21 protein-coding genes and 3 tRNA genes are annotated in these 25673 nt (G+C 60.2%); 3 read left to right on the forward strand and 21 right to left on the reverse strand.

The features are described from left to right. Positions 1–12: 12 nt before the first annotated feature. Positions 13–2115 (forward strand): MMPL family transporter, encoded by a 2103-nt coding sequence (locus ACLQ8T_RS09340; RefSeq protein WP_413454495.1) that lies wholly within the window; start codon positions 13–15, stop codon positions 2113–2115. After that, positions 2108–2560: a DUF2871 domain-containing protein gene (locus ACLQ8T_RS09345; RefSeq protein WP_413454496.1), complete on the forward strand. Its 453-nt coding sequence runs from the start codon at positions 2108–2110 to the stop codon at positions 2558–2560. The genes ACLQ8T_RS09340 and ACLQ8T_RS09345 overlap by 8 nt, the downstream gene beginning before the upstream one ends. Positions 2561–2791: 231 nt before the next feature. On the opposite strand, the gene ACLQ8T_RS09350 is transcribed toward ACLQ8T_RS09345, so the two are convergent. The 12 genes from ACLQ8T_RS09350 to ACLQ8T_RS09405 form a co-directional block, all read right to left on the reverse strand. Further along, positions 2792–4246 carry an FAD-dependent oxidoreductase gene (locus ACLQ8T_RS09350; protein ID WP_413454497.1) on the reverse strand — a complete coding sequence of 485 codons (1455 nt, stop codon included), beginning with the start codon at positions 4244–4246 and terminating at the stop codon, positions 2792–2794. Positions 4247–4263: 17 nt separating this feature from the next. Then, entirely contained in the window at positions 4264–5043 is a 780-nt protein-coding gene (gene cobA, locus ACLQ8T_RS09355; protein ID WP_204722297.1) for a uroporphyrinogen-III C-methyltransferase, read from the reverse strand. Further along, entirely contained in the window at positions 5036–5893 is an 858-nt protein-coding gene (locus tag ACLQ8T_RS09360) for an ABC transporter permease (protein ID WP_061951949.1), read from the reverse strand. Before ACLQ8T_RS09360 ends, cobA begins: the two co-directional genes overlap by 8 nt. Beyond that, positions 5865–6608 carry an ABC transporter ATP-binding protein gene (locus tag ACLQ8T_RS09365; protein ID WP_413454498.1) on the reverse strand — a complete coding sequence of 248 codons (744 nt, stop codon included), beginning with the start codon at positions 6606–6608 and terminating at the stop codon, positions 5865–5867. The genes ACLQ8T_RS09360 and ACLQ8T_RS09365 overlap by 29 nt, the downstream gene beginning before the upstream one ends. Then, a complete protein-coding gene (locus tag ACLQ8T_RS09370) occupies positions 6608–7705 on the reverse strand; it encodes an ABC transporter substrate-binding protein (protein ID WP_413454499.1) in 1098 nt (365 codons plus the stop codon). The genes ACLQ8T_RS09365 and ACLQ8T_RS09370 overlap by 1 nt, the downstream gene beginning before the upstream one ends. Then, complete coding sequence (locus ACLQ8T_RS09375) at positions 7692–8987, reverse strand: sulfate adenylyltransferase subunit 1 (RefSeq protein ID WP_413454500.1); 1296 nt, start codon at positions 8985–8987, stop codon at positions 7692–7694. The genes ACLQ8T_RS09370 and ACLQ8T_RS09375 overlap by 14 nt, the downstream gene beginning before the upstream one ends. 1 nt (position 8988) lies before the next feature. Further along, positions 8989–9912, reverse strand: a complete 924-nt coding sequence (gene cysD, locus ACLQ8T_RS09380; protein WP_413454501.1) for a sulfate adenylyltransferase subunit CysD — start codon at positions 9910–9912, stop codon at positions 8989–8991. Between the two features lie 11 nt (positions 9913–9923). Continuing rightward, positions 9924–10646, reverse strand: a complete 723-nt coding sequence (locus ACLQ8T_RS09385; RefSeq protein ID WP_073706123.1) for a phosphoadenylyl-sulfate reductase — start codon at positions 10644–10646, stop codon at positions 9924–9926. Then, positions 10643–12343 carry a nitrite/sulfite reductase gene (locus tag ACLQ8T_RS09390; RefSeq protein ID WP_413454502.1) on the reverse strand — a complete coding sequence of 567 codons (1701 nt, stop codon included), beginning with the start codon at positions 12341–12343 and terminating at the stop codon, positions 10643–10645. The genes ACLQ8T_RS09385 and ACLQ8T_RS09390 overlap by 4 nt, the downstream gene beginning before the upstream one ends. Positions 12344–12410: 67 nt before the next feature. Beyond that, complete coding sequence (locus ACLQ8T_RS09395; RefSeq protein WP_413454503.1) at positions 12411–13151, reverse strand: sirohydrochlorin chelatase; 741 nt, start codon at positions 13149–13151, stop codon at positions 12411–12413. A gap of 30 nt (positions 13152–13181) precedes the next feature. Continuing rightward, complete coding sequence (locus tag ACLQ8T_RS09400) at positions 13182–13946, reverse strand: SDR family oxidoreductase (RefSeq protein WP_204722303.1); 765 nt, start codon at positions 13944–13946, stop codon at positions 13182–13184. A gap of 58 nt (positions 13947–14004) precedes the next feature. Continuing rightward, positions 14005–14490, reverse strand: coding sequence for a methyltransferase family protein (locus tag ACLQ8T_RS09405; protein ID WP_204722304.1), 486 nt, complete (start codon positions 14488–14490; stop codon positions 14005–14007). 90 nt (positions 14491–14580) lie between these two features. Here ACLQ8T_RS09405 and valS point away from each other — a divergent pair, with 90 nt between their 5' ends. Then, entirely contained in the window at positions 14581–17199 is a 2619-nt protein-coding gene (gene valS, locus ACLQ8T_RS09410) for a valine--tRNA ligase (RefSeq protein WP_204722305.1), read from the forward strand. A 319-nt stretch (positions 17200–17518) separates the two neighbouring features. On the opposite strand, the gene ACLQ8T_RS09415 is transcribed toward valS, so the two are convergent. The 9 genes from ACLQ8T_RS09415 to ACLQ8T_RS09455 form a co-directional block, all read right to left on the reverse strand. Continuing rightward, positions 17519–18526: a trypsin-like serine peptidase gene (locus tag ACLQ8T_RS09415; RefSeq protein ID WP_413454504.1), complete on the reverse strand. Its 1008-nt coding sequence runs from the start codon at positions 18524–18526 to the stop codon at positions 17519–17521. Positions 18527–19452: 926 nt separating this feature from the next. Beyond that, positions 19453–20061, reverse strand: a complete 609-nt coding sequence (locus tag ACLQ8T_RS09420) for a DsbA family protein (protein ID WP_204722307.1) — start codon at positions 20059–20061, stop codon at positions 19453–19455. Positions 20062–20103: 42 nt separating this feature from the next. Further along, entirely contained in the window at positions 20104–21396 is a 1293-nt protein-coding gene (clpX, locus tag ACLQ8T_RS09425) for an ATP-dependent Clp protease ATP-binding subunit ClpX (protein WP_073706121.1), read from the reverse strand. A 167-nt stretch (positions 21397–21563) separates the two neighbouring features. Next, positions 21564–22223, reverse strand: a complete 660-nt coding sequence (locus tag ACLQ8T_RS09430; protein ID WP_038990812.1) for an ATP-dependent Clp protease proteolytic subunit — start codon at positions 22221–22223, stop codon at positions 21564–21566. A 47-nt stretch (positions 22224–22270) separates the two neighbouring features. After that, complete coding sequence (locus tag ACLQ8T_RS09435) at positions 22271–22894, reverse strand: ATP-dependent Clp protease proteolytic subunit (RefSeq protein WP_255209556.1); 624 nt, start codon at positions 22892–22894, stop codon at positions 22271–22273. A gap of 223 nt (positions 22895–23117) precedes the next feature. Beyond that, positions 23118–24449, reverse strand: coding sequence for a trigger factor (gene tig, locus ACLQ8T_RS09440; RefSeq protein ID WP_038990810.1), 1332 nt, complete (start codon positions 24447–24449; stop codon positions 23118–23120). Positions 24450–24536: 87 nt separating this feature from the next. Continuing rightward, a tRNA-Pro gene (locus ACLQ8T_RS09445) sits at positions 24537–24611 on the reverse strand. Positions 24612–24767: 156 nt separating this feature from the next. After that, a tRNA-Pro gene (locus ACLQ8T_RS09450) sits at positions 24768–24842 on the reverse strand. Positions 24843–24984: 142 nt separating this feature from the next. Further along, a tRNA-Pro gene (locus ACLQ8T_RS09455) sits at positions 24985–25059 on the reverse strand. Positions 25060–25673: the final 614 nt, after the last annotated feature.

Raw genomic sequence — 25673 nt, forward strand, 5'->3', positions numbered from 1 at the left:
TTAACTGGAACTATGAAAGTTCCAGTTATTTCCCGGGTCGGCGATTCGCTGACCAGCCGGCGCGGCGCCCGCATTTGGGCCGCCGGCATCTTCGCAGTCATTCTCGTTCTCTTCGGCGCGCTGAGCAGCGTTCAGGCTCCGGAACGCTCGGCGAGCTCACTGGTTGGCCATTCGGATTCGGCCAAGGTCGCCCAGCTGATCGATGCGAACACCAGCGAATCAAAGACCTCCGCACTGCTCGTGGCCAGCCGTGAAGATGGCCAGGTACTCAGCATTGATGACCGCGCCACGGTAGATCACCAGGCTGAGGCGTTGAGCGACGCAGCGAAGGTCGTTGCTGGCCGCACCATGGCCAGCGAGGATCAGCAGGCGGCGATGGTACCGCTGTCCTGGAATAGCGTCTCTGATGAGGCCGACCGTGAAACGCTGAAGGCGATCCGCGGCTGGATCCAGGAGCATCCCTCCGATGGGTTGCAACTGCAGGTCACCGGGTCTATCGCTTTTGCCGTGGATGTCACCAATGCGTTCGCCGGGGCCGACTTCACCCTGCTGGCAGTCACGGTGGGAATCGTTGCAGTCCTGCTGATTCTCACCTATCGTTCGCCGGTGCTCTGGCTGATCCCGTTGGTGGTGGTAGCTCTCGCCGACCGCAGCGCCTCGCTGGTGGCCAATCTTTTGGGAAACGCCTTCGATCTGCACTTCGACTCCGGCGTGCTCAGCGTCTTGGTCTTCGGTGCCGGCACCAACTACGCGCTGCTGCTGATTTCCCGCTATCGCGATGAACTGCAGCAGAGCGACGGCCACCGGCAGGCACTGTCCAAGGCATGGGCCGCCAGCTTCGAAGCGATCCTGACCTCCAACTTGACCGTCGTGCTGGCCCTGCTGACCCTGTCGCTGGCCGTCATGGAAGATACCCGAGGCTTGGGCATCGTCTGCGCCGCGGGCCTGCTGATCGCCGCGATCTTCGCGCTGTTCCTGCTGCCGCCAGTCTTGGCCATGGCCGGGCGGAAGGCCTTCTGGCCGCTGATCCCCCTCCCGGGACAGGAGATCAAGAAGGAAAACATCTTCGGGCGTGCTGCCCGTGCAGTGATGACCCGTCCGGGCCTGAACCTGGCAGCCCTGTCAGTGCTGCTGCTGGTATTGGCCAGCGCACTGACCGGTACCCGCATCGGCCTGGACCAGAGCCAGCAGTTCCGCACGGCAACCGAGTCCTCCACTGCCATGGCCACCCTGGCCGAGCACTTCCCGGCCGGTGAAACCCAGCCGATCACGGTGCTGGCCCAGGACACCGATATCGATGCGCTGCGTCATGGGTTCGCGGGAGTTGAGAACGTGAAGCGCGTGGGCGAAGCCAGCCAGCTCGGCAACACGCAATGGCAGCAGTTTTCGGTCATCTCGGAGGTTGATCCCAGTGCCGCCGAAGCCCAGGGCCTGGTGGCCGACCTGCGAGATGCAGCAGCAAGCTCTCATGCAGGACAGGTGCTGATCGGCGGACAGAGCGCAGAACAATTGGATTCGCATCAAATGCACCTGCGAGACCTCTACGTGATTGCGCCGCTGATCATGATGATCTGCTTCGTGATGCTCGGCTGGCTCACCCGTTCATGGCGCACTGCCCTGGCCTTGGGAGTGGTGAACCTGCTCAGTGCTGCAGCTGCTGTCGGATTGGGTTCGCTGGTTTCCTCAGTCGTCTTCGAGGCTGACGCGCTGGATGTCCAAGTGCCGCTGCTGGCCTTCGTCTTCCTCGTAGCGCTCGGCGTGGACTACACGATCTTCCTGACCCAGCGAGTCCGCCAGGATGCGCAGGCGCTGGAACTGCATGAAGCAGTTGCCTTGGCAGCAAGCCGCACCGGATCAGTCATCACCAGTGCCGGGCTCGTGCTCGCCGGAGTATTTGCCGCCCTGGCGACCTTGCCGCTGACGGTCCTGGGGCAGCTCGGCCTGATCGTCGGACTCGGCGTCCTGCTGGACACATTCGTTGTTCGAACCCTGCTGCTGCCCGCGCTGTTCGCGGTCCTGGGTACGGCCAAGCGCCCGGTCTTCGGCCACGTTTCCTCCCCTGCGGAAGCAGCTGCAGGACCATCCCTTCAGAAAGAAAGCAACATCAATGCGTAAGCTCGTCAATTTCTCCTTCGCCTACATGATCCTCGGAGTCGCTTCAGGTCTCTTCTACCGCGAATTCACCAAGATGAACGGTTTCCCGGAGGGAGCGTGGACCCAGCTATCGGTAGTCCATACCCATCTGCTCGTTCTGGGCTTCGTCATCCTGCTGCTGGTGCTCCTGCTGGAGAAGGCCTTCGGCCTGAGCCAGCATCGAAAGCTCTTCGCGTGGTTCATGGGAACCTACAATGCGGGTGTGCTCCTCACCGCGGGCATGCAGCTCACCCACGGCATCATGACCGTGCTGGGCATCGAGTCATCCAAGATGGTCTCCGGCATCGCGGGCCTTGGCCACATGTCGATCACTGCAGGCATGATCCTGCTGTTCATCATGCTCCGCCGCAGTGTCGGCGCCGGAGAACAGCAGAAGGCCGCACAAAAGCGGGCAGTCGAGGGCTAGGCAATCGGCCCGTTGTCGATTAGCCGTTCCCGGCTGGCCGGTGAACTGGCTGGCTGGGCGGGCCTGAGCATCGCGCCGTAGCCCTGGCAGCAGCGCTGCTCATGGCAGCTGATACTTATTCGGCCGGTAGCAAGCCGAAGAAGTTGCGGGCTGAAAACACCAAAGGGCAGGGTCCCTCAGCAAATTTGCCGAGGAACCCTGCCCGTTGCGTGCTAGAGCCCGGGGTGAAACTTACAGGCTCTCAACCAATTTTTTTGCCGAAGAGAATTCCATCATCGCTTCGCGCTCTACCACCTTGACGCGGTCGCGAGTGATCTCGCCGAAACGAGTCGAAACGGTGCCGGCTGCAGCGCCCAGCTCCTTCTCGTGTGCGTCCAAGTTCTTCCAGCCATCCCAGTTGGAGAAGTTCACGCCACGGCTTTCGAGCAGATCCGCGATCTTCTGGGAAGAATCCGGCTGTGCCAGCTTGGTGAGGTCTTCCAGCAGGTGGGTGATGGTTTCCAAGGCGTCGCCCTTGGTGTGGCCAATCAGGCCGATTGGACCACGCTTGATCCAGCCGGTGGCGTACAGGCCAGGAACGTGAGTGCCAGAAGCATCAAGTACGCGGCCTTCCACGTTTGGAAGCACGCCCTTGGCACCGTCGTATTCGATGTCATTGACAGCCGAACCGAAGTAGCCCACGGCGCGGTAGATGGCCTGCAGCGGGTACTCGATGAATTCACCGGTACCGCGTGCACCGCCATTGCCGTCAAGCTCGTTGCGCTCGACCTTCAAGCCGGTAACCTTGCCATCCTCGCCCAGAACCTCGACCGGGGACTGCAGGAAGTGCAGGTGCAGGCGGCGCGAGGCGCTTGGAGCTTCTTCACGCTCTTCCTGCTCGATCAGCCAGTTGGTCAGCGTGGAGACCATGGTCTTGGTCTGGTTGTTGGTCTTCATGGCTTCGTCCGAGGCCTTGTCGAATTCGAAGTCCTCCGGGTACAGCACGATGTCCACGTCCTTGGAGTGCGAGAGTTCGCGCAGTTCCAGCGGGGTGAACTTGACCTGTGCCGGGCCGCGGCGTCCGAAGACGTGCACGTCGGTGACGGCCGAGTCGTTCAGCTGTTCGTAGATGTGCTCCGGGATTTCGGTTTCCAGCAACTGGTCAGCGTGCTTGGACAGAATGCGGGCGACGTCCAAGGCGACGTTGCCGTTGCCGATGACGGCAACTTCCTTGGCTGACAGGTCCCAGTTCTTGTCGACATCCGGGTGCGCGTCGTACCAAGAAACGAAGTCGGCGCCGCCGAAGGAGCCCTCAAGATCGATGCCCGGAATATTCAGGTCGGCGTCCTTCTGGGCGCCGGTGGAGATGATCACTGCATCGTAGCGGGTGCGCAGGTCTTCCAGCGAGATGTCCCGGCCCAGGCCGACGTTGCCGTAAAAGTCGATCCAGTCGTTGTCGAGCACCTTGTGCAGGGCATTGATGATGCCCTTGATGCGTGGGTGGTCAGGCGAAACGCCGTAGCGGATCAGTCCGAAGGGAGTCGGCAGCTCGTCGAAGAGGTCAACGTGCAGCTTCAGTTCGCCGGAGGCGACTGGCTGGCTCTTGTTCAGCAGGTCGGCGGCGTAGATGCCAGCTGGACCAGCACCAACGATGGCAACACGCAGCGCCCGGGAAGTGAGGTGCTCGGGGACGGTAATTTCACTCATCAAACAACTTCTCTTTCTTAGTCAACGAATGAGGCCGGCGCGGAGGCTTCGGCGTTCTCTAGCGGCAGGAGGTCTACCAGTTGGTCGGAGGCTTCCGGGGCTAGCCGAACGACATCACCGATGACGATGACGGCCGGATTCGCCACTGCGGCCTTGCGGGCGCGCACTACAATCTCTTCTAGCGTACCGATAGTTGTGCGCTGCGTCTGTGAGTAACCTCGCTCAACTATCGCAATTGGCGTACTTGACGGTAAACCTCGGGTAAGCAATGTCTCAACAATTTGTGCCAAATTTGATACTCCCATCAGCACCGCGAGGGTGTGATCGGACCGAACTGGCACGTCGGCCAGCTCAGCGTGTCCGCTCACTACGGTGAATCCGGCAGCGATTCCACGGTGGGTCACCGGGATTCCAGCGGCTCCAGGAACCGAAATCGCGCTGGTGATTCCCGGGATCACGCGAGTGGAAATTCCGTACTCTGCGGCGTAGAGCATTTCCTCTCCGCCACGGCCCAGGACGAAGGGATCTCCGCCCTTGAGCCGGACAACGTGTTTTCCTTCAAGCGCGTACTTGACCAGAAGTTCATTGGTCTCGTCTTGGGTCTTCACGTGGCAGCCAGGAGACTTGCCCACGTTGATCACCAGCACGTCATCCGATAGGTCTGCCAGCAGCGCGGTGGGGCCGAGCCGGTCAGCTAAAACCACATCGGCGGACAGAAGGGCTTTGTAGCCTGCAACGGTAATCAGTTCAGGATCACCGGGGCCACCACCAATAAGGGTGATATGTCCTTTAGCCATTGTTTTCTCCAGTTCGGCTCATTCCACGATCACGCAACAGCTTGCGTTCAATCGGAGCAAAAAATACTAATTCGATCAACACGCCAACTAGCAAGATGGTCAGGATCACCAGCATGACCAGCGGCAGATCTGCGAGGTCGCGGCCGCGCTGCAACAGAGACCCAACACCCAAGGCGAGAGAGCCGCCTACCGCGATCAATTCGGCAGCCATCAGCGAACGCCATGCAAAGGCCCAGCCTTGGCGCAATCCAGCGACATACCCGGGCATGGCCGCTGGCAGTTCGATGTGCAGCACGTGTTCCCATTTGGAGGCACCAAGCACCTTGGACAGCGACTTGTACTGCGCCGGGATCATGTCGATGCCAGACAGCAGGCCATTGATGATGGATGGGATGGCTCCGAGCAGCAGGACCGTGTAGATGGTTGCATCGCTCAGTCCGAACAGGATGATTGCTGCTGGAACCCAGGCGATCGACGGCAAGACCTGCATTGCCGAGACCAGGGGTCCCACGCCTTTGCGCAGCAGTGGCTGATGTGCCAACAGCAATGCCAACGGGGTGGAAATGACCACGGCAATCGCGAATCCGCTCACTGCACGGAACAGGGAATTTCCCACAGCCGATACCAAAGAGCCATCCGCCAGCAATTGCGGAAGCTTTGCCGCGACAGCTAGTGGGCCGGGGAAAAGGTCTTCCCGCAGCGGGCTGGCCCAGGAAATGATCTGCCACAGGCTCAGGAGCACCACGACAGTCAGCAAGGGGGCAACCCATGAGTCGAGCCGGTTGTTCGGGCGCAGCTTGATTGCGCGCACGGGATTCACCCTAGTTCGGGATTCGGTCAGTGAGCTCATGTTTCCGTTGCTCCTTTCTGAGAATCGTGGTCAGTTCATCGGCCAATGCGGCGGCCTGGGCCGGGTTATTGCGAAGATCGTCGGTGATCCGTCGGGTCTCCAGGATGCGTCCTGGGTGCGAAGAGAGCACCAGGATGCGGCCGGAGAGGCGGATCGCCTCGCGCACATTGTGGGTGACAAAGATGATGGTCTTGCCCGTTTGTCCCCACAAGGCCCGCAACTGCTCGTGGAGCATATCTCGGGTGATCGCGTCCAAGGCTGCAAATGGTTCGTCCATCAGCAACACCTGCCGGTCCTGGGCCAAGGCTCGCGCCAGAGCAACTCGCTGGCGCATGCCTCCGGAAAGCTCGTGGGGCTTCTTGCCGGTGGCATGCCCGAGCTGTACGAGGTTGAGCAATTCTTCCACGCGCTGCTGGCGTTCCGCAGCTGGCTTGCCTGCGAGCTTGAGCGCCAAATCGACATTCTCGCTAGCAGTGAGCCACGGCAGGAGGTTGGCATCCTGGAACATGAATGCGGCGCCATCCTTGGGTACCTCGAGCCAGCCGGAGCTCGGTGCCAAGAGGCCGGCAATCATGTTGAGCAAGGACGACTTGCCGCAACCGGAGGCGCCCAAGACGGCAATGAACTCTCCGTCTTCAATTTCTGCACTGATGCGGTCGATGACCAAGCCGGTGCCTGGATAGCTCAGGGACACTTCTTTCAGTAGTACTCCCATTACTTCTCCTGTTGTTCAAGAAAGAGCGTGTCCACGAGTCCGTCTGCGTTGCCGCCGGTTCCGACCCCGACAGCCAGTGCATGGTCCACCAGCGACTGGTAGGTCTCGGGTAGCGGGTCCTGGCTGAAGTGCACTTGCTCCAGGGCTTCAGCGATCACGCTTTCGTCGAAAGAGCTTCCGTTGGCTTCAACCAGTGCTTTCTGCACTGCCGCCAGCTTTTCCTTATCGTCCGCCTGAGTGAGCCAATCAGTGGCTTCGGTATTCGCATCGACCAGCTTCTGCACGGTTTGCGGGTGGCTAGCCATGAAGTCCTTGGAGACCACGAGAACCGTTGTCGGGAACTTGCCTTCAGGCCACAGCTCGGCTTCATTCACCAAGCGGTGTCCGCCGTTCTTCTCCACCAGCAAGGATGCGTAGGGCTCAGGGAGCCACGCGCCATCGATTTCGCCGCGGCCGAAAAGCTGCGCCACGGTGCCGTTGGAGCTCGGGGTGACCGTCGCGTCCTGCTTCAAATCCAGGTCCTTGAGGTAGTTGCGCAAGGCGACATCCTGGGTTCCGCCGAACTGCGGGCTGGCCAGATTACTGCCGGCCAGTTCCTCGGGCTGAGTGATCTTCTTGTTCACGACCAGGCTGGCACCGCCGTAGGCAACGCCTGACACCACGTTCAAGGAATCGCCATGGCTGGACAGGTAGCTGTTCAGCGCAGGGTTTGGCCCCAGGTACGCGGCGTCGATGGCCCCTGAATTCAGGGCTTCCACGGCGGCCGGTCCGGCATTGAAAATCTGGCTTTCAACTTTGGTGCCGTCTTCTCCAAGGTGATCTTGGAGAATGCCTTGGGACTGGGCGATCAGAGCCGGAGCATGGGTGACATTGGCAAAGTAGCCGATGTTCAGCTCATCCGCCGGTCCATGATCTGCCGCCTGCGCCTGGACTTCATTGGGCCCTGGCAGGAAGGTCGTGGCCACGGCTACTGCGGTCAGCACTGCGACTGCTGCGAGCCCGAGGAAACGGCCTCGGAAGCCGCCCGTTTGCCCATGAGGCGAGAGCCGGACACGATCGCCGTTTCCCGTCGATTCGCCTACATCAGGCCGCTTCATGTTTTTCCTCGATGATCCCCGCGGCTAGGGTGCGCCCCGTGGTTGGATCGATGAGCAGGAAGCTGCCGCCGGTACGCGAAGTTGCGTACTGTTCGATGGCCAGAGCCGCTTGGCTGCGAAGCGTGATCCGCCCCAGATCGTTCAGTTCCAGGGAGTCTGCAGGCTGCTGGGCGTAGTCGGCGACATTGATGACGTAGTCAATGCTGGAGAGCTTGGCCGCGGATACCTTGGTGCCGTGCTTGATCAGCAGTCGCTGGCCGCTGGTGAGCTTCACCGGATCCAGTACGCAGATGTCCGCCTGGAATTCGCGCTGTGCTGCCGGCAATTCGCCGGCCACGATGGTGTCGCCTCGGGCGATGTCCAGGTCGGTTTCCAGTTCAACAACGATCGCGTCGCCGGCCTGTGCGCTCTGCGCTGGACCAGCAGGAGTGCTGATGGCCTTGATCCGGCTGCCCACTGGGTGGCCGTTGGAGAGCACCTGTACGGTGTCCCCCACATTCAAGATGCCATCAGCCAGGGTTCCGGCGTAGCCGCGGTAGTCGCGGTAGGCTTCCGGATCCAGGCCCGGAGCCAGTGCGCCCTGCGGGCGGATGACGTATTGGACATCCAAACGCGCGGTGCCGCCACCGAGTTTGGGCTCCAGGTCTTCGAGCAATCCCAGCAGGGTCGGGCCTGCGTACCAGGTTGCCGATTGGGATGGTTCGACCACGTTATCTCCCTGCAGGGCGGATACCGGGATCACCGTGGTGGACGCGATGCCCAGTTCGCTGGCCAGCGAGAGGACCTCGGACTCGATGGTCTTGAAGCCTTGTTCGTCCCAGCCGATCAGGTCCATCTTGTTCACTGCCACGACCAGCCTCGGAACGCGCAGCAGCGCCAGGACGCCGAGGTGGCGACGGGTCTGCTCCAGCACGCCGTTGCGGGCGTCGACCAAGACGATGGCCGCATCCGCGGTGGAGGCGCCGGTGACTGTGTTGCGGGTGTACTGCACGTGGCCCGGGCAGTCCGCCAGGATGAAGGAACGCTTGTCGGTGGAGAAGTAGCGGTAGGCCACGTCGATGGTGATGCCCTGTTCGCGTTCGGCGCGCAGGCCATCGGTCACCAGGGCAAGGTCGAGGGTGCCGTCGGCTCCGCCGAAGCCGCGCTCGGCGCTGGTGCGTGCGATGTCATCCAGAGAGTCAGCGAGGATCGCCTTGGCATCGTGCAGGAGTCGGCCAACCAGGGTGGACTTGCCGTCGTCTACCGAACCTGCGGTAGCGATGCGCAATAATGTGGTGGTCATTTTAGAAGTACCCTTCGGTCTTGCGGTCTTCCATTCCCGCGGCGGAGATTCGGTCATCGGCGCGGGTTGCTCCGCGTTCGGTGACGGTGGCGATAGCCAATTCGTCGAGCACCTTCTCTACGGTGTCTGCTGCAGAGAGCACGGCACCAGTGCAGCTGGCATCGCCCACGGTGCGGTAGCGCACCTGCTTGATGATCACCGGTTCATCCTCGTTGGGCTGGCTGACCGGGGTCAGCGCCCGCCACATGCCATCTCGTTCGAAGACCTGGCGGCGGTGGGCAAAGTAGATCGGGGGCAGCTCGATGTTTTCGCGCTGGATGTAGGCCCAGATGTCGCGTTCGGTCCAGTTGGAAATCGGGAAAGCGCGCACATGCCAGTCCGGCTCATGCCGGCCGTTGTACAAGCTCCAGATTTCCGGGCGCTGGTTGCGTGGATCCCAGACGCCGAACTCATCGCGCAGGGACAGGATGCGCTCCTTGGCGCGGGCCTTGTCCTCGTCGCGGCGGGCGCCGCCGAAGACCACGTCGAATCCGTTTTTTTCGATGGTGTCCAGCAGCACTCGGGTCTGCAAGCGGTTACGGGTGCCATCTGGCAGCTCGGTCAGTTCGCCGCGGTCGATGTACTCCTGGACGGAGCCGACAACAAGGTTCAGCCCGTACTTTTCCACTACCAAATCGCGGAAGTTCAGCACCTCGGCAAAGTTGTGGCCGGTATCGATATGGACCACCGGGATGGGCACGCGCAGGGGTGCGACGGCCTTGGCCAGCAGGTGCAGGACGACTACGGAGTCCTTGCCGCCGGAGAAGAGCAGTCCCGGCTTCTCGAATTCGGCGAGGACTTCGCGGATGATGTGGATGGATTCGGCTTCCAGGGCGTCCAGGACGCTGCGCTGGGTGCCGGCGGGGGCGTTAGCGGTAATGGTCATGATTCGCTCCTTTAGACGTGGATTCCGCATTCGGTCTTGCTCAAGCCGGCCCAGCGACCGGCCCGGGGGTCTTCGCCCTCGGCCACCGGGCGGGTGCACGGCTGGCAGCCGATGGATGGGTAGCCGTTGGACAGCAGCAGGTTCACCGGCACCTGGTGCTCGGTGGCGTAGCCGATCAGCTGGTCGAAATTCCACGGGGCGACCGGATTGAACTTGACCAGTCCGTGCTTCTCATCGAAAACGACCAGCGGGGTGTTGCTGCGGGTCGGCGCCTCGTCGCGGCGCACCCCGGTGAACCATGCGCTGTATCCGGACAGCGAACGAGCCAGCGGGTCCATTTTGCGCAGCTGGCAGCAGGCGGCCGGATCCCGGGAAAACAGGTCCTTGCCGAACTTCTCGTCCTGTTCGGCAACGCTCAGCTCAGGCAGCACATCCACGACGTTCACGTCCAGGGTGCGGGCTACCTCGTCGCGCGTGACATGGGTTTCGGCAAAGTGGTATCCGGTCTCCAAGAACAGCACGTCGACCTTCGGCAGCTGCGCGGCGACCAGGTGCGGCAGCACTGCGTCGGCCATCGAGCAGGCCACAGCCACCTCATCGGCGCCCAGGTGCTCGGCGGCGAAGGCGACGACCTGCTCGGCCGTGGCCTCCCAGCCCAGCTCATCGGCGCCGAGCTTGGCGATCCGCCGCAGTTCGGCTTCGCTGCGGGTTCGCACGGGGTTCTGCTCGCTCATTTCAGTTCGTCCTCTTCAGCTCGGTGGGCCCAGGCCGCGAAGGATTCGCCGTCGTCCGCGGAGGCCGAATAGTTCTTCACAACCCGCTCAACGTAGTCGGGCAATTCATCGGCAGCCACCTTCAAGCCGCGTACGGTACGGCCCATGGTCGCTTCGCCGTTTTCCCGGCCGGCCAGGGTGCCGCCCAGGTGAACCTGGAAACCTGGCACCTGCTCGCCGGCCTCATTGGTGATCAGCTGGCCCTTGAACCCGAGGTCTGCGGTCTGGATGCGGGCGCAGGAGTTCGGGCAGCCGTTGACGTGCAGCGCCAACGCCCGGGGCAGCTTGCCCTGGTGATCGGCCAGGCGTTCCTCGATCTTCGCTACCGCGTCGATCATGGTGTCCTTGGTATCCACGATGGCCAGCTTGCAGAATTCGATGCCGGTGCAGGCAATAGCCGACCGCTTGAGCAGTCCGGGATATGCTTCCAGCCCGAGAGCGCGCGCTGCGCCGACAAATTCCTTGACCTGCTCCTCGGCGATATCCAGCGCAAGGATCTTCTGGTGCGGCGTGGTCCGCAGCCTGGTGGAGCCGTGCGCCTCGACCAGGTCGGCCAGGGCCACGAGCGTGCTGCCCGAGACGCGTCCTGCCGGGGCGGTCAGGCCGACGTAGAAACGGCCGTCTTTCTGCTCGTGCACGCCGCTGTGGTCACCTGCCGAGGTGGGCTGGGCCGGCAGTTCGCAATCAGGCAGCGCGTAGCCCAGGTACTCGTCCTGCAGCACCTGGCGGAACTTCTCGGTGCCCCAGTCGGCCAGCAGGAACTTCAGGCGGGCGCGGTTGCGCAGCCGGCGGTACCCGTAATCGCGGAAGATCGAGGTGACGCCCTCCCATACGTCGGCGGCCTGTTCCTGGGAGACGAAGGCGCCAAGGCGCTCGCCGAGCCGCGGGTTGGCCGACAGTCCCCCGCCGACCCACAGGTCGTAGCCTGGGCCGAGTTCCGGGTGGATGGCCGCGATCAGGGCGAAGTCGTTGATCTCGTGGACCACGTCCTGGCTGGGGTGGCCGGTGATCGCGGTCTTGTACTTGCGGGGAAGATTGGAGAACTCCGGATTGCCAATGTAGCGGCGGGAAATCTCGGCAATCACCGGGGTGGGATCGATGATCTCGTCCTTGGCGATCCCAGCTACCGGGGAACCGAGGATGACGCGCGGGACATCGCCACAGGCTTCGGTGGTGTGCAGCCCCACGTTTTCGAGGCGGCGCCAGATTTCTGGAACATCGACGACGTCCACCCAGTGCAGCTGCACGTTCTGGCGGTCGGTGAGGTCTGCCGTGTCGCGGGCGAAGTCCTTCGAGATCTGGCCGATGACGCGCAGCTGCTCGGTGGTCAGCGCCCCGCCGTCGATGCGCACGCGAAGCATGAAGTAGCGGTCCTCGAGCTCTTCAGGGCTCAGCGTGGCGGTCTTGCCGCCGGGAATGCCCTGGGCACGCTGGGTGTACAGGCCCCACCAGCGAAAACGCCCGTGCAGGTCATCCGGGTCGATGGAGTCGAAGCCCTGCACGGAGTAGATCTCTTCGATCCGCTGGCGCACGTTCAGGCCGTTGTCGGCAGCCTTCATTTCCTCGTTGGCGTTCAGCGGCGTAGTGCCATCGACCTTCCATTGGCCGTTGGGCTTGGGCGCTCTTTTGGGGCGAGCTGGTGTGGTTGTCTGCGTCATGCCCATCAGTCTAGAAACTGCCCCCAGGGGGTCAGCAACCTGCTGATGTCACATGGCTACGCGTTGACTAACGGGTTAGGAGTTCGTCATCTGGAGACATGAAAAGCCCTTCTTGAAGGACCTTTTGCAGTCGCACAAGGAAACATTGAGTGATCATGACGTCAGGCAACAATGGGCTTGTCACCACGTCGGCGCCTGTGCTAGCCAGCTTCTGCTGGAAGTATCCGTCGGCGAGCAACGCGCTGAGCACCAGCACCGGACGACCGGCCGCGCCGCCCACGAGCTCAGCGATCCGCGGTTGCGCGCCCGCGCAATATCCCACCAGCACTTCGCGCTCCAGCAGGCCCGCGACCTGCTCGGCCAGGTTCTCGACCTGGTTTTGGCCGACTTCCAATCGTGTGCCCGCGGCGGCCACGATGACCAGCGTGTCTTTCTCCAGGTGCCCGGCGGCACGCTGCGCCAGAACTTGGGCCAGTTCTGGCAGCGGGCCCAATGGCGGCGCGGCTAAAGTGCCCGGACGTGAAGCGACAGCCTGCGCAATATCGTCGGTCGTATGCACCCCGTCTGAGACCAGCAATGGCAGGACCACTGCCGGCTCGCCTTCGGGCAGGGCCGCGATGACCGATTCGAGCCGGGGTTCCTGGACATCCACATAGGCTTCGTGCCAGAGAAGCTGCCCCGGGAATTGCTGTGCGCTCATGCGTTCAAGATCGGCACGCAGGTCGTGGATCAGCTGCTGCCCGTGGAGGTTGTCCGTGCCATGGGATGTGGCCACGACATGGATCGTCTGCTGGGTCTTTTGGCTCATGATTTTGTCCTCATGGATGAAGTTGGGCGCCTATTTGGCATTGCGGATTAGCTTGTGGTTCGCGGCTTGCGCCTGCGGGCGGATGACAATCTCATCGAGATTAACATGTGCAGGGGCGCTCACCGCATAGCGGATCACCTCGGCAACGTCTTCGGCGGTCAGCGGATGATCCACGCCAGCATAGACGTTATCGGCAGCGCTCTGGCTGCCCAACCGGCGCAGGGAGAACTCTTCTGTCTGCACGAGGCCAGGCAGGATCTCGATAACGCGCAAGCCGTTCTCGACTTCTTCCAGGCGCAGAGCCTGGGTCATGGCCCGTTCTGCAGCTTTCGCTGCGTTGTAGCCGCTGCCGCCTTCGTAGCTGGCCAGTGCCGCCGTGGACGTGACGTTCAGGACGGTGCCGCGCGCCTCGCGCAGCTGCGGCAGCAGGGCACGGGTCAGGCGCATGGTTCCCATTACATTGGCCTGCCACATGAATTCCCAGTTCTCGTCAATCGCATCCGCCCAGGTCTCCGTTCCCCGGGCACCGCCAGCGCAGTTGACCAGCGTGTCGACGCCGCCCTGGGCGAGCACGGTTTCCGCCAACGAGTCGACATCAGCCTGCACGCTGACATCTGCTGGAACGGCGATCGCTCCGCATTCGGCAGCGAGGCTTTCCAAGCGTTCTGCACGGCGGGCCACCGCGACGACGGTCCATCCTTGGGCGCGCAGAGCGCGTACGGTTGCCTGCCCGATTCCGCTGGAAGCTCCGGTCACGACAGCCGAACGGGATGAAGTGCTATTAGTAGTAGTCATGCAACAACTGTAGAACTAGATGATTACCAGTTGGTAAGGCATGAATTTCTCTTACGTTTCATCTGGCATGGGTTTTGCCGCGCTCAGTGGAAGAAATCCAGCCCGGCACCGCCCGCTGGTACTGCCAATACGCCTGTCCGTATTTCTGCGCCAGCGCATCTTCTTCAGCGGGTATCTGGAACTGGTCGAGCCAGCAGGCGAGCGCGACGCTGGGAACAAGCCCCAGTAGCGAGCCCGGCCACATGGCATAACTGGTGGATACGGCAACCATTCCCAGGTACATCGGATTGCGGGTGCGGGCAAAGAGTCCCGTCGTGACCAAAGCGGTGTTGTCCTCCGGACGCTGCGGGTTCGCGGTGGTCTTGGCGGCATGGAAAGAGAGTCCTGCGCCTAGGGCAATGCCGGCACCGCCAATGGCCAAAAGCCCGGCCATGAGTTGCAACCCGGTTGATGAACGCACCTCGGGAACCAGCAGCCGTTGGGCAGCCATCGCGGCTGCTGCAATGGCCGGTGGCGGCATTCGAGGTGCTCTTCGTCGCTCCATGCACAGGATGCTACTCGCCACGGGCGCCGCGTGGTGCAAGCCATGGGCAACAATGTCTTGGCACCGGGCAAAACATGGAAGAATAGAGGCATGGCAGAAGAAAACTTGGGCACAGACACGCCCGCAACGGTTTCCGTTCCTGACAAGCCAGCTTTGGAAGGCTTGGAGGAACGTCTTTCGTCCCGGTGGCGCACCGAGGGCACCTATCACTTCAATGAGGATACGACTCGCGAAGCCGTGTACTCCATCGACACTCCCCCGCCAACTGCTTCGGGTTCGCTACACGTAGGACACATGTTCTCCTACACGCAGACCGACGTACTGGCCCGCTACCAGCGCATGAACGGCAAGAACGTTTTCTACCCACTGGGTTGGGATGATAACGGGCTGCCGACCGAGCGCCGCGTGCAGAACTACTTCGGTGTCCGTTGCGACCCGACCAAGCCTTACATCGAGGGCTACCGTCCACCAGAAAAGCCGGCGAAGAACCAGCGCGACTGGGACGTCATCAGCCGCAAGAACTTCATCGAGATCTGCGAAGAGCTCGCGGTCGAGGACGAGAAGGTCTTCGAGCAGCTGTTCACCACCCTGGGCCTTTCGGTTGACTGGCGCATGACTTACCGCACCATCGACGACAATTCGCGTGCGGCCTCGCAGCGTGCGTTCCTGGAGAATCTGGCCAAGGGCGACGCCTACATGGCCGAGGCCCCAACCCTGTGGGACGTGACCTTCCGTACCGCCGTGGCCCAGGCCGAACTCGAAGACCGTGAGATGCCGGGCGCCTACTACCGCTACGCATTCTCTGCTGACAACGGCGAGCAGGTCTTCATCGAGACGACCCGCCCGGAACTGCTGGCAGCATGCGCCGCGCTGGTGGCGCACCCGGATGATGAACGCTACCAGCACCTGTTCGGCAAGACCGTGACCTCGCCGCTCTTCGGCGTTCCAGTCACCGTGCACCCGCACCCGTTGGCCCAGGCCGACAAGGGTTCGGGCATTGCCATGGTCTGCACCTTCGGCGACCTGACCGACGTGACCTGGTGGCGCGAACTGCAGCTGCCAACCCGTCCGATCATCGGACGCGACGGCCGCATCCTGGCCGAGACCCCGGAGTGGATCACCACCGAGGCCGGCAAGGAAGCCTACGCCCAGATTTCGGCAAAGACCGTGTTCTCCGCCAAGGAAACCGTCGTTGAGATGCTTTCCGAAGCCGGCCTGCTCGATGGCGAGCCGAAGAAGATCTCCCGTCCGGTGAACTTCTTCGAAAAGGGCGACAAGCCGCTGGAGATCGTGACCTCGCGCCAGTGGTACATCCGCAACGGCGGCCGCGACGAAGAGCGCCGCAACCAGATGATCGCCCGCGGCCAGGAAATTGATTTCCACCCGTCGTTCATGCGTTCGCGCTACGAGAATTGGGTGTCGGGCCTGAACGGGGACTGGCTGGTATCCCGCCAGCGGTTCTTCGGCGTACCGGTACCGGTGTGGTACCAAGTCGATGAGCACGGCGAACCGAACTACGATGCACCGCTGCTGCCGACCATCGACCAGCTTCCGGTTGATCCGGCGGCCGACGCGCCTACCGGCTACACCGAGGACCAGCGTGGGGCAGCCAACGGCTTCATTGGCGATGCCGACGTGCTGGACACCTGGGCAACCAGCTCGCTGACCCCGCAGATCGTGGGCCGTTGGGGCCGCGACGACGAGTTCTTCGCGAAGGTCTACCCGTTCGACCTGCGCCCCCAGGGCCACGACATCATCCGCACCTGGTTGTTCTCCACCGCGGTGCGTGCAGATTCCCTGCATGGCAACGCTCCGTGGAAGCACGCCGCCATTTCGGGCTGGATCCTGGACCCGGACCGCAAGAAGATGTCCAAGTCAAAGGGCAACGTGGTGGTTCCGAACGAAGTCCTGGACAAGTTCGGTGCGGACGCCGTCCGCTACTGGGCCGCCAGTGCCAAGCTCGGTGCCGACACCGCCTATGAAGTGAACCAGATGAAGATCGGCCGCCGCCTGGCCATCAAGATCCTGAACGCTTCGAAGTTCGTGCTGAACTTGGGTGCCACCGAGGCCAATGTGCTGACCGATGATGCTTCGGTAGTCACCAACGGCCTTGACCGCTCGCTGCTCGCCCGCCTGTCGACCGTTATCGAAGATGCCAAGCGCGCTTTCGACAACTACGACTATGCTCGAGCTCTGGATATCACCGAGTCGTTCTTCTGGTCGTTCACCGACGACTACGTGGAACTGGTCAAGGACCGCGCATACGGTGGCCATGGAGAAGCCGAGCAGGCTTCTGTTCTGGCTGCCTTGGCCACCACCTTGGATTCGGTGCTGCGTTTGTTCGCTCCGTTCCTCCCGTTCGCCACCGAAGAAGTGTGGGGCTGGTGGCGCAACGGGTCGGTGCACCTGACCCAGTGGCCAAGCACCGAGCACCTTTCGGCAGCAGTCGAGGGCGCCGACCCTGCAGTACTGCCGCTGGTTGGCGTAGCCCTTTCGGGAATCCGCAAGGCCAAGTCCGATGCAAAGGTCAAGCAGCGCACCGAGGTGCTCTCGGGCGAGATCCACGCGCCTGCAGCCCAGGTTGCCCAGCTCAAGGCAGGCTTCGAGGACTTGAAGTCCGCAGCCAATGCCCGCGAGTTGTCCTTGGTTGAAACCGAAGGCGAACTGACTGTCGCCAACGTCGAATTGGCTCCGGCCGAAGAGGCATAAGCGCCAATAAACAGGACCGGTTGCCATCCCCTCAACGGGATGGCAACCGGTTTTTCCGTTTCTATTCCTCTTTCTCCCCCGGATCTGGACGATCCTTCTGCAGTGGAGATTCACGGGTTTTTTCTATGGGACGAGCTGCGCGTCGACGTTGGTCGGTGAAGTATTTCAGCTGGTCTTCGGCGCTGTTCTCAAGACGATGCCTCTGGACCGGAGTCTTGGACCGGTCAGCTGGCGAATCTCCATTGGCCATCATCTTTCCCTTCTGCTCCATGCCAACGGCTGGATCCCCATCAATGTCCAGCCGCCGGCGAGTGAGCGTTTAGTTCTGCGCGTTCTGGTAAGCCTGCTGGATCACCGAACCCCAGTATGGCCCGAACATGGTGTCGCGCACGGAGCTGTATCCGAAGCTGTTCACCGAGTTCTGGTAGCCGTCCGAACCGCTGCCCAGGAACCATGGTCCGCCCGAGGAGCCGCCGGTCATGTTGCATGGAATGCCCTGGGACTGCGACTGGCCAAAGGGATCGTCGCTCGCGTAGCCGGTGCATGACTGCAGGGTCTCGCCGTTGAATGGCGAGGCAGCTGGGTAGCCGTACGCGGTGTACTGCTCGCCGCGTGCCTGGTTGAATGCAACGCCGGATGCGCCGACGGCATCGGTCAGGGTCGAACCACCGCTCGTGCTGACGACTGCGAAGCCGGTGTCATAGGAGATGTCACCGCCGTTGGACCATTCGGTTGGCGCCACCAGCTCGGTCGCTGCGAAGGAGCCGTACGGTGCGTTGCCATTCTCATAGGCCGGGACGAATACCCAACGGGTGGCGAATGCGCCCGGTCCTTCGTTCAAACAGTGCCCTGCAGTGGAGACGGTCGACTCATTGGCGGAGACCACAGCATTGCCGGAGCAGACATAGTCTGATCCACCAAGGGTGAAGAAGACCTTGCCGATGTGCGAGACCGGAGTTTCCTGGGTTACGCGGGTCTTGCCACCCTTCTTCTGTGTCTGCTTGCCCGCGGCAACGTCAGCTCCATGGCCAGGCACCTTGGCAGGCTTGCCGATTTCGACCTTTGCGGCCGAGCCCGACTTTCCAGCAACGAGTGAATCTGCGTTCTTTGCGGCCTTCATCCGGTCTGCGGTCCAGTAGTCCACCGCAGCTTCAGCCTTCTGCTGAGAGATCGTGATCGACTCGATCTCTCCGCCCGTTGTCGTCGGCGTTGCCGAGGCCATTGGGGCCGCGCTAAGCATCAGTGCGCTCGCAAGGACTGCGGCGCCTGCCAGCTTGCGGCGCCCTCTGCCCTTGGATGAATCCGTAATTAGAGAACGAATCTGCACGATTTAACTCCTTGTCCAGTGGCTTCTTTGCCACTATCGATGGGGGTGCGGTTGCACTCGTGGGAAACAGTCAAACACACACTTCAAGCATTTTCTACAGGAATCTTTCCCTCCGTCGACCGTGTCGCGATTCGCCTGCGGCACTCAATTTGTGAAGCGAAATTAGCCTGGAACTGATACTTTAATTCGTCCGCGCACGTTGCCCGCTCCCCCGCTGATAGCCCAGCCAGATCAGCCGGTTTCGGCTCGACCCCAAAATTACTTGTGAATCAAATCACTATTGGATCTCCAGAATTCATCTTTCAACGGCGGGCCAGCAACAGCGAATATATGAAACGGAAACTTCGGTAACAGGCACTTTTCGGCAGTACGATGGCTGGGCAGAAGGAAAAAATATGAGTTAATTAGGTGTCGAAAATGGACTTATTCACGCGTCTGAGCACAACACGGAACCAACGCCTGGATCACCAGTGGCCTTCCTGCGACACCGCGTTCTGCGTTCGCAGGTCCCTGCAGGGGCATCTCGGGCTCACCACCAAGACGATGGGCGCATGGCCTTAGTCATCGGCCGTCCGCTACTTTTGGCGAGATCATCCCAAGCAATCCGTCGAACCTCGCGCGCCGATTACCTGAAGCAGCCGTTAGCGAGCGCCTGCCAATGAGAATGGCTGCCTGGAATCCTTTTCGCCGGCAATGTGTGAGCCAGTTTCCGCGCTCCACGAAGATCCGGTGAAATGATCGACGCAACCCCTCAGGGCAGTGTGGCCAATTCTCCGCCGCACAAGGAGCACATCGGATGGATAACTGCATCAATCGAAGCGGGCAAGGTCAGTAGATCCACGCTGACGCTGCCGCTGAGTTCCCTGCTACGCACAAAGGACGTTGTCTCTCCATGAGACAACGTCCTTTGGACAATGAATTTTCGCTTAGTCGAAAATTGGGCTTTCGGTGCGGGTACGCTTCATTTCGAAGAAGTATGGGAACGATGCGAGTTGCGCCGCGGCATCAAACATCTTGCCTGCATCTTCTCCGGTTGGAATGCGAGTGATTACCGGCCCGAAGAAGGCAACGCCGTCAACGGCGAGGATTGGTGTTCCGACATCCTGACCCACTTTGCCAATTCCAACCTCGTGGCTGGCACGCAAGGCCGCGTCATTGGCGTCAGTATCCGCCGCCTCAGCGAGTTCTGCTGGGAGTCCGACCTTCGCCAGGGCCTTGGAAATCACTTCCCCACGATCTTCGATCTTTTCGTAATGGAACAGCTCGCCCATTGCCGTGTACAGGCTGTCCTTGACGTCATCGCCGTGCTCCTGGGCGGCACGGGTGATCACACGTACCGGTCCCCATGAGTTGTCCATCATCGCACGGTAGTCAGCGGGAAGATCCCGTCCTTCGTTAAGCATCGAAAGGCTCATGACATGCCAGGTCACATCTATGCTGCGGACCTTTTCTACTTCCTTGATCCACCGGCTCGTCGCCCAAGCGAATGGGCAGATTGGATCGAACCAGAAATCAACTTGCTGACGTTCAGCCATGAACTACCAACTTTCTTCCGAAAAGAATTTTACGGACGTGGTCTATGCAGACTTCTTGTCGCGCTTGGCGACCATCGCGTGTGAGAGCAGCGTGGGCTCTTCGCGATCGATGACGGTGGCGCGAGTGATTACCACTTCAGCTACATCGTCGCGGCTTGGCAAATCGAACATCACTCCGCCAAGAGTTTCTTCAAGAATTGAACGCAGGCCACGTGCGCCCGTCTCACGTGCAATAGCCAGTTCCGCGATGGCGTCGAGAGCGGATTGGTCGAAACTCAATGCTACGCCGTCCATCTGGAACATCTTCTGGTACTGCTTGAGCAGTGCATTCTTCGGCTCGGTCAGCACTCGAACCAACGCATCCTTGTCCAGGTGCTCCACCGTAGTGATCACCGGGAGGCGTCCAATGAATTCTGGAATCAGTCCGAACTTGAGCAGGTCCTCAGGCCGAACATCCGAATAGGAAGCAGTTTCGGACTTCAGCGCGGTCAGCGGGGCCCCAAAGCCAATGCCTTTCTGTCCTGCGCGAGAAGAAATGATCTCTTCCAAGCCTGCAAAGGCGCCAGCAACAATGAAAAGAATGTTGGTGGTGTCGAGCTGAATGAAATCCTGATGCGGGTGCTTGCGGCCACCCTGAGGTGGCACGGCTGCAACTGTACCTTCAAGAATCTTCAGCAGTGCCTGCTGGACACCTTCGCCTGAGACATCTCGCGTGATCGAGGGGTTCTCGCTCTTACGGGAAATCTTGTCGATCTCGTCAATGTAGATGATGCCGGTTTCAGCCTTCTTGACGTCATAGTCGGCGGCCTGGAGGAGCTTGAGGAGAATGTTCTCCACGTCTTCTCCCACGTAGCCTGCTTCGGTAAGGCTCGTTGCGTCGGCGACTGCGAATGGAACATTCAGCTTCTTCGCCAACGACTGAGCCAGATAGGTTTTACCGCATCCGGTAGGACCGATAAGCATGATGTTGGACTTCGAGACTTCCACATCATCCAGTGGGTCTTCGTTAGTCAGCGCAGCAACGGGACCGTGGTCCTGGTTGCCGTGGATGCGTTTGTAATGGTTGTAGACAGCAACCGAGAGCGCCCGCTTGGCGTTCTCTTGGCCGATGACGTATTCCTGCAGCGAATCAAAGATTTCACGTGGTTTGGCCAGGGAGAACTCTTCATGCACCTGCTCTTCGGCAAACTCTTCGGCGATGATTTCATTGCAGAGTTCGATGCATTCAGTACAAATGTAGACACCATGGCCTGCTATTAGCTTCTTAACCTGCTTCTGGCTCTTCCCGCAGAAAGAGCATTTCAACAGATCCGAGCCTTCACCCATGCGTCCCATCGCACCATTCTCCCGTTTACTTGAGTAGCTGTGGACTTACTCAATTCTAGGCTAGTTGTCCCCCAAATTAGATGAATATGGCGGTTTACCTGTGTTGCGCCTTCTGCCTTTGGACAGACCGACAACTAGGTAAACCGCCATTCATCCTGGATTATTCCACGTATGCGCTAGCTTCCCAGCTGGGCGCGGTTCAGCTTGCGAGGAGTCAATACCTCATCGACGATGCCGTAGGCCTTTGCTTCGCTCGCCGTCATGAACAGGTCGCGCTCCACATCATCGCGGACCTTCTCAACTTTCTGGCCGGAGTGGGACGCAATGGTCTCTTCCAGCCAGCTGCGCATGCGCATGACTTCCTCGGCCTGGATCTGCAGGTCGGTCGCGGTACCGCGTTCGCCGCCACCCATTGCTGGCTGGTGGATCAGCACGCGGGCGTTAGGCAGTGCTAAACGCTTGCCCGGGGTGCCAGCTGCGAGCAGAACTGCTGCTGCCGAGGCCGCCTGGCCGAGGCAGACGGTCTGGACCTCTGGGCGGATGAACTGAATCGTGTCGTAGATTGCAGTCATCGCGGTGAAGGAACCACCTGGCGAGTTGATGTAAAGGGTGACGTCGCGCTCTGGGTCCATCGATTCCAGGACCAGCAGCTGGGCCATGACGTCATCGGCCGATGCGTCATCGACCTGGGCACCGAGGAAAATGATGCGATCCTCGAACAGCTTTGCGTAAGGGTCCTGGCGCTTGAAACCGTATGGGGTGCGCTCTTCGAATTGTGGCAGGATGTAGCGGGCCGACGGCATCTGGCCGCTAACGGCTTCCGGATTGAAGTTCATGGTTTTCTCCTTGGACAAATCTTTGGGTATCAAGCGGTGCGGTACGACTACTTGTCGTCGTCGCCTACAACACCGGTGACCGAGCCTGCGTGGGTTGCGATCTGATCGAAGAAGCCGTACTTCAGGCCTTCTTCTGCGGTGAACCACTTATCACGCTGGTTGTCGATGAGGATCTGCTCCACGGTCTGACCGGTCTGTTCTGCAGTCAGCTCGCTCATGACCTTCTTCATGTGCATGATCAGTTCAGCCTGGATCTTGATGTCCGAGGCAGTACCGCCGATGCCGCCCGATGGCTGGTGCATCAGAATGCGTGCGTTCGGAGTGGCGAAACGCTTGCCTGGGGTGCCCGAGGACAGCAGGAACTGTCCCATCGATGCTGCCAGGCCGGTAGCTACGGTCACCACGTCGTTCGGGATGAAGTTCATGGTGTCGTAGATGGCCATGCCAGCGGTGATCGAGCCGCCTGGCGAGTTGATGTAAAGGTAGATGTCCTTCTCAGGATCCTCTGCCGAGAGCAGCAGCAACTGCGAGCAAATGGCATTCGCATTGTCGTCGCGGACGTCGGAGCCCAGCCAGATGATGCGCTCCTTGAGCAGGCGGTTGTAGATGTAGTCATCACGGCCGGCCGGCTCTGCGGCTGCCATAGTGGGAGTGCGCGAATCATTTGACATGTTCTCTACCTCTTCCAAACGTGTAGATCAGTTTCTGGAATCTCTGTTTCTAATCCCATAGCTGCAACTGGTTACTTTGAGATTACTTACTTCAAGGCGATCTTGGGCTGTTTCATGCCCCTGTTTCGCTCACGGCGCATGATGCACGCCTGAAGCGAACAAAAATGGCCATCGGCAGCTTGCGTTGAACAAGCGGCCGACGGCCATCAGAGTTTAGTGAAGACTACTTGGCTTCTTCGGTTTCAACCTCAGCTGCCTCTTCTTCACCGGCTGGCTTGACGAAGGAGGTCAGGTCAACTGCGGCACCGTTGGAATCGGTGACCGTAGCGAACTCGAGAACCTTTGCCAGTGCCTTGCGGCGGCGAACTTCGCCCATGAGCATCGGAACCTGGCCTGCGCCGTCCAGCATCTGTGCGAACTGGTTTGGCTCCATGCCGTACTGGCCTGCGGTCTGGACGATGTAGTCGATCAGCTCGGACTGCTCGACGCCAACTTCCTCAGCGTCTGCAACTGCGTCCAGGATGATTTCGTTCTTGAAGGCACGCTCGGTGTTCTCGCGAACCTCTGCACGGTGCTCCTCGGTGTCGTGGCCCTCTTCGGAGTTCGGAGCGTTGAAGTGCTGCTCGATCTGCTCGTCGATAACCGAAGCAGGAACAGGGACCTCAACCAGCTCAACCAGCTTGTCCAGAACCAGCTCACGAGCCTCTACGCCCTGCTCGACGACCTTGCCCTCTGCGGCGTCCTTTGCCAGGTTCTCGCGCAGTTCGGCGATGGTGTCGAATTCCGAAGCCAGCTGAGCGAAGTCGTCGTTAGCTTCTGGCAGTTCACGCTGCTTCACAGCGTTGACTACGACCTTGACGGTTGCGGACTTGCCAGCGTGCTCGCCGCCAGCCAGGGTGGTTTCGAAGGTTGCGTCTTCGCCAGCGGACAGGCCGGTAACGGCTTCGTCCATGCCCTCAAGCATGTTGCCGGAACCGATCTGGTAGGACAGGCCCTGTGCGGAGTCGACTTCTTCGCCTTCAACGGAAGCGGTCAGGTCGATGGTTACGAAGGAGTCTGCAGCTGCTGGAGCTTCAACTTCCTTCAGGGTGCCGAAACGGCCGCGCAGGTCGTCGAGAGCCTTCTCGATGTCCTCGTCAGCAACTTCCTTGGCTTCAACAGAAACCTCGATGCCCTTGTAGTCCGGAAGTTCAACCTTCGGACGTACGTCTACCTCAAGGGTGAAGACCAGCTGGCCTTCGCCTTCCTTTTCGAGGGATGGCAGTTCGGTGATGTCTACCTCTGGGCGGGACAATGGGGTGAGTTCGTTCTCAACCATTGCCTTCTGGTAGTACTCGTTCAGACCTTCGTTAACAGCGGTCTCGATGACGTGGCCACGGCCGACGCGCTGGTCGATCAGCTTTGCAGGAACTTTACCCTTGCGGAAGCCGGGGATCTGGATCTGCTGAGCGATGGTCTTGTACGCCTCATCGACGCGGGGCTTCAGTTCCTCGTAAGGAACTTCAACGGTCAGCTTAACCCGGGTCGGGTTGACGTTTTCGACGGCGCTCTTCACAGCGTTGTACTCCTGAGTTGTCTAATATTAGGTCTAATCTGCAAAAAACCCCGCAACATGGTGGCGTTGCGGGGTTGTTCGACAGAGTCGGGGTGACAGGATTCGAACCTGCGACCTCACGCTCCCAAAGCGCGCGCTCTAGCCAAGCTGAGCTACACCCCGATTAGCAGTGAACAGTCTAACCCGAGTCATCCTGTATCCACTAATCGTTTGTGATGCTTACTAGTTACCTTTTACGGTTCTCAGTGATCACAAGATCTAAATTATATTTAGCTCTCAATTTTCACGGGCTCAATCCGAAGATATCCACTCGCAAAGTCGGGGTGACAGGATTCGAACCTGCGACCTCACGCTCCCAAAGCGCGCGCTCTAGCCAAGCTGAGCTACACCCCGATTAGCCAGGAAGCTGCATCCTAGGATGACTGCTTCCAACTAACCGTGTTGCTTGAATAGTGAAGATTTCTCAATCGCCATTACTCACGAAACTTGATTTCTCAAATCTCAATTCCATGACCAGACTCCTCCAGTCATAAAGTCGGGGTGACAGGATTCGAACCTGCGACCTCACGCTCCCAAAGCGCGCGCTCTAGCCAAGCTGAGCTACACCCCGGTGAAGTTCAGAAGAAAGCTTGTTTCATCTGGACAAACCGCTTTGTAATCGGGTCGGGAATTTTTTGTTTCCCGTGCTGATCACAAGAAACTAAGTTACACGGGTTCGAACCAAAAGCAAAATCGAGGATTTTGCAAGTAGCACAATGACATCCGCGTAATTCCGCGGTTTTCCTCGTTTCACCTGCCTGATTCGTTCCAGAAATCGCATATTCGTGAGTTGAATTACAAGTGTATTCTCAACCTTCGGAATCCTCGTTCCTAGGTTAACGGACGCCGAGATTCCTCAAGGGAACCCACTGCCAGAGCCGTAAGCATAGCCAAATCGATATTCCAAGGATTTGTGCACGTACGCTGCGCCTTCAAAAAAGCCGGCAGTAACCATGGGCAACTGCCGTGCACCGAGGCAACTTGGTGATTCCCGGTTCACAATCTGGAAATCCGGCAAAATATTCAAGCAATCGAAAGCGTATTTCAAGCACTCGATGGATGAGCTCGCCAGAAAACCGCGAAGCAACATCCAGGGCCGATCATTTGGAGATGTCGCTCGGATAAGGGCAGCCCGTTTGAAGCGGCCAGTACCTCAGAATAAAAAGTTTGGAAGAACTGATTTTC

This window comes from Glutamicibacter sp. FR1, assembly GCF_047300825.1.
Taxonomy (GTDB): Bacteria; Actinomycetota; Actinomycetes; order Actinomycetales; family Micrococcaceae; genus Glutamicibacter; species Glutamicibacter nicotianae.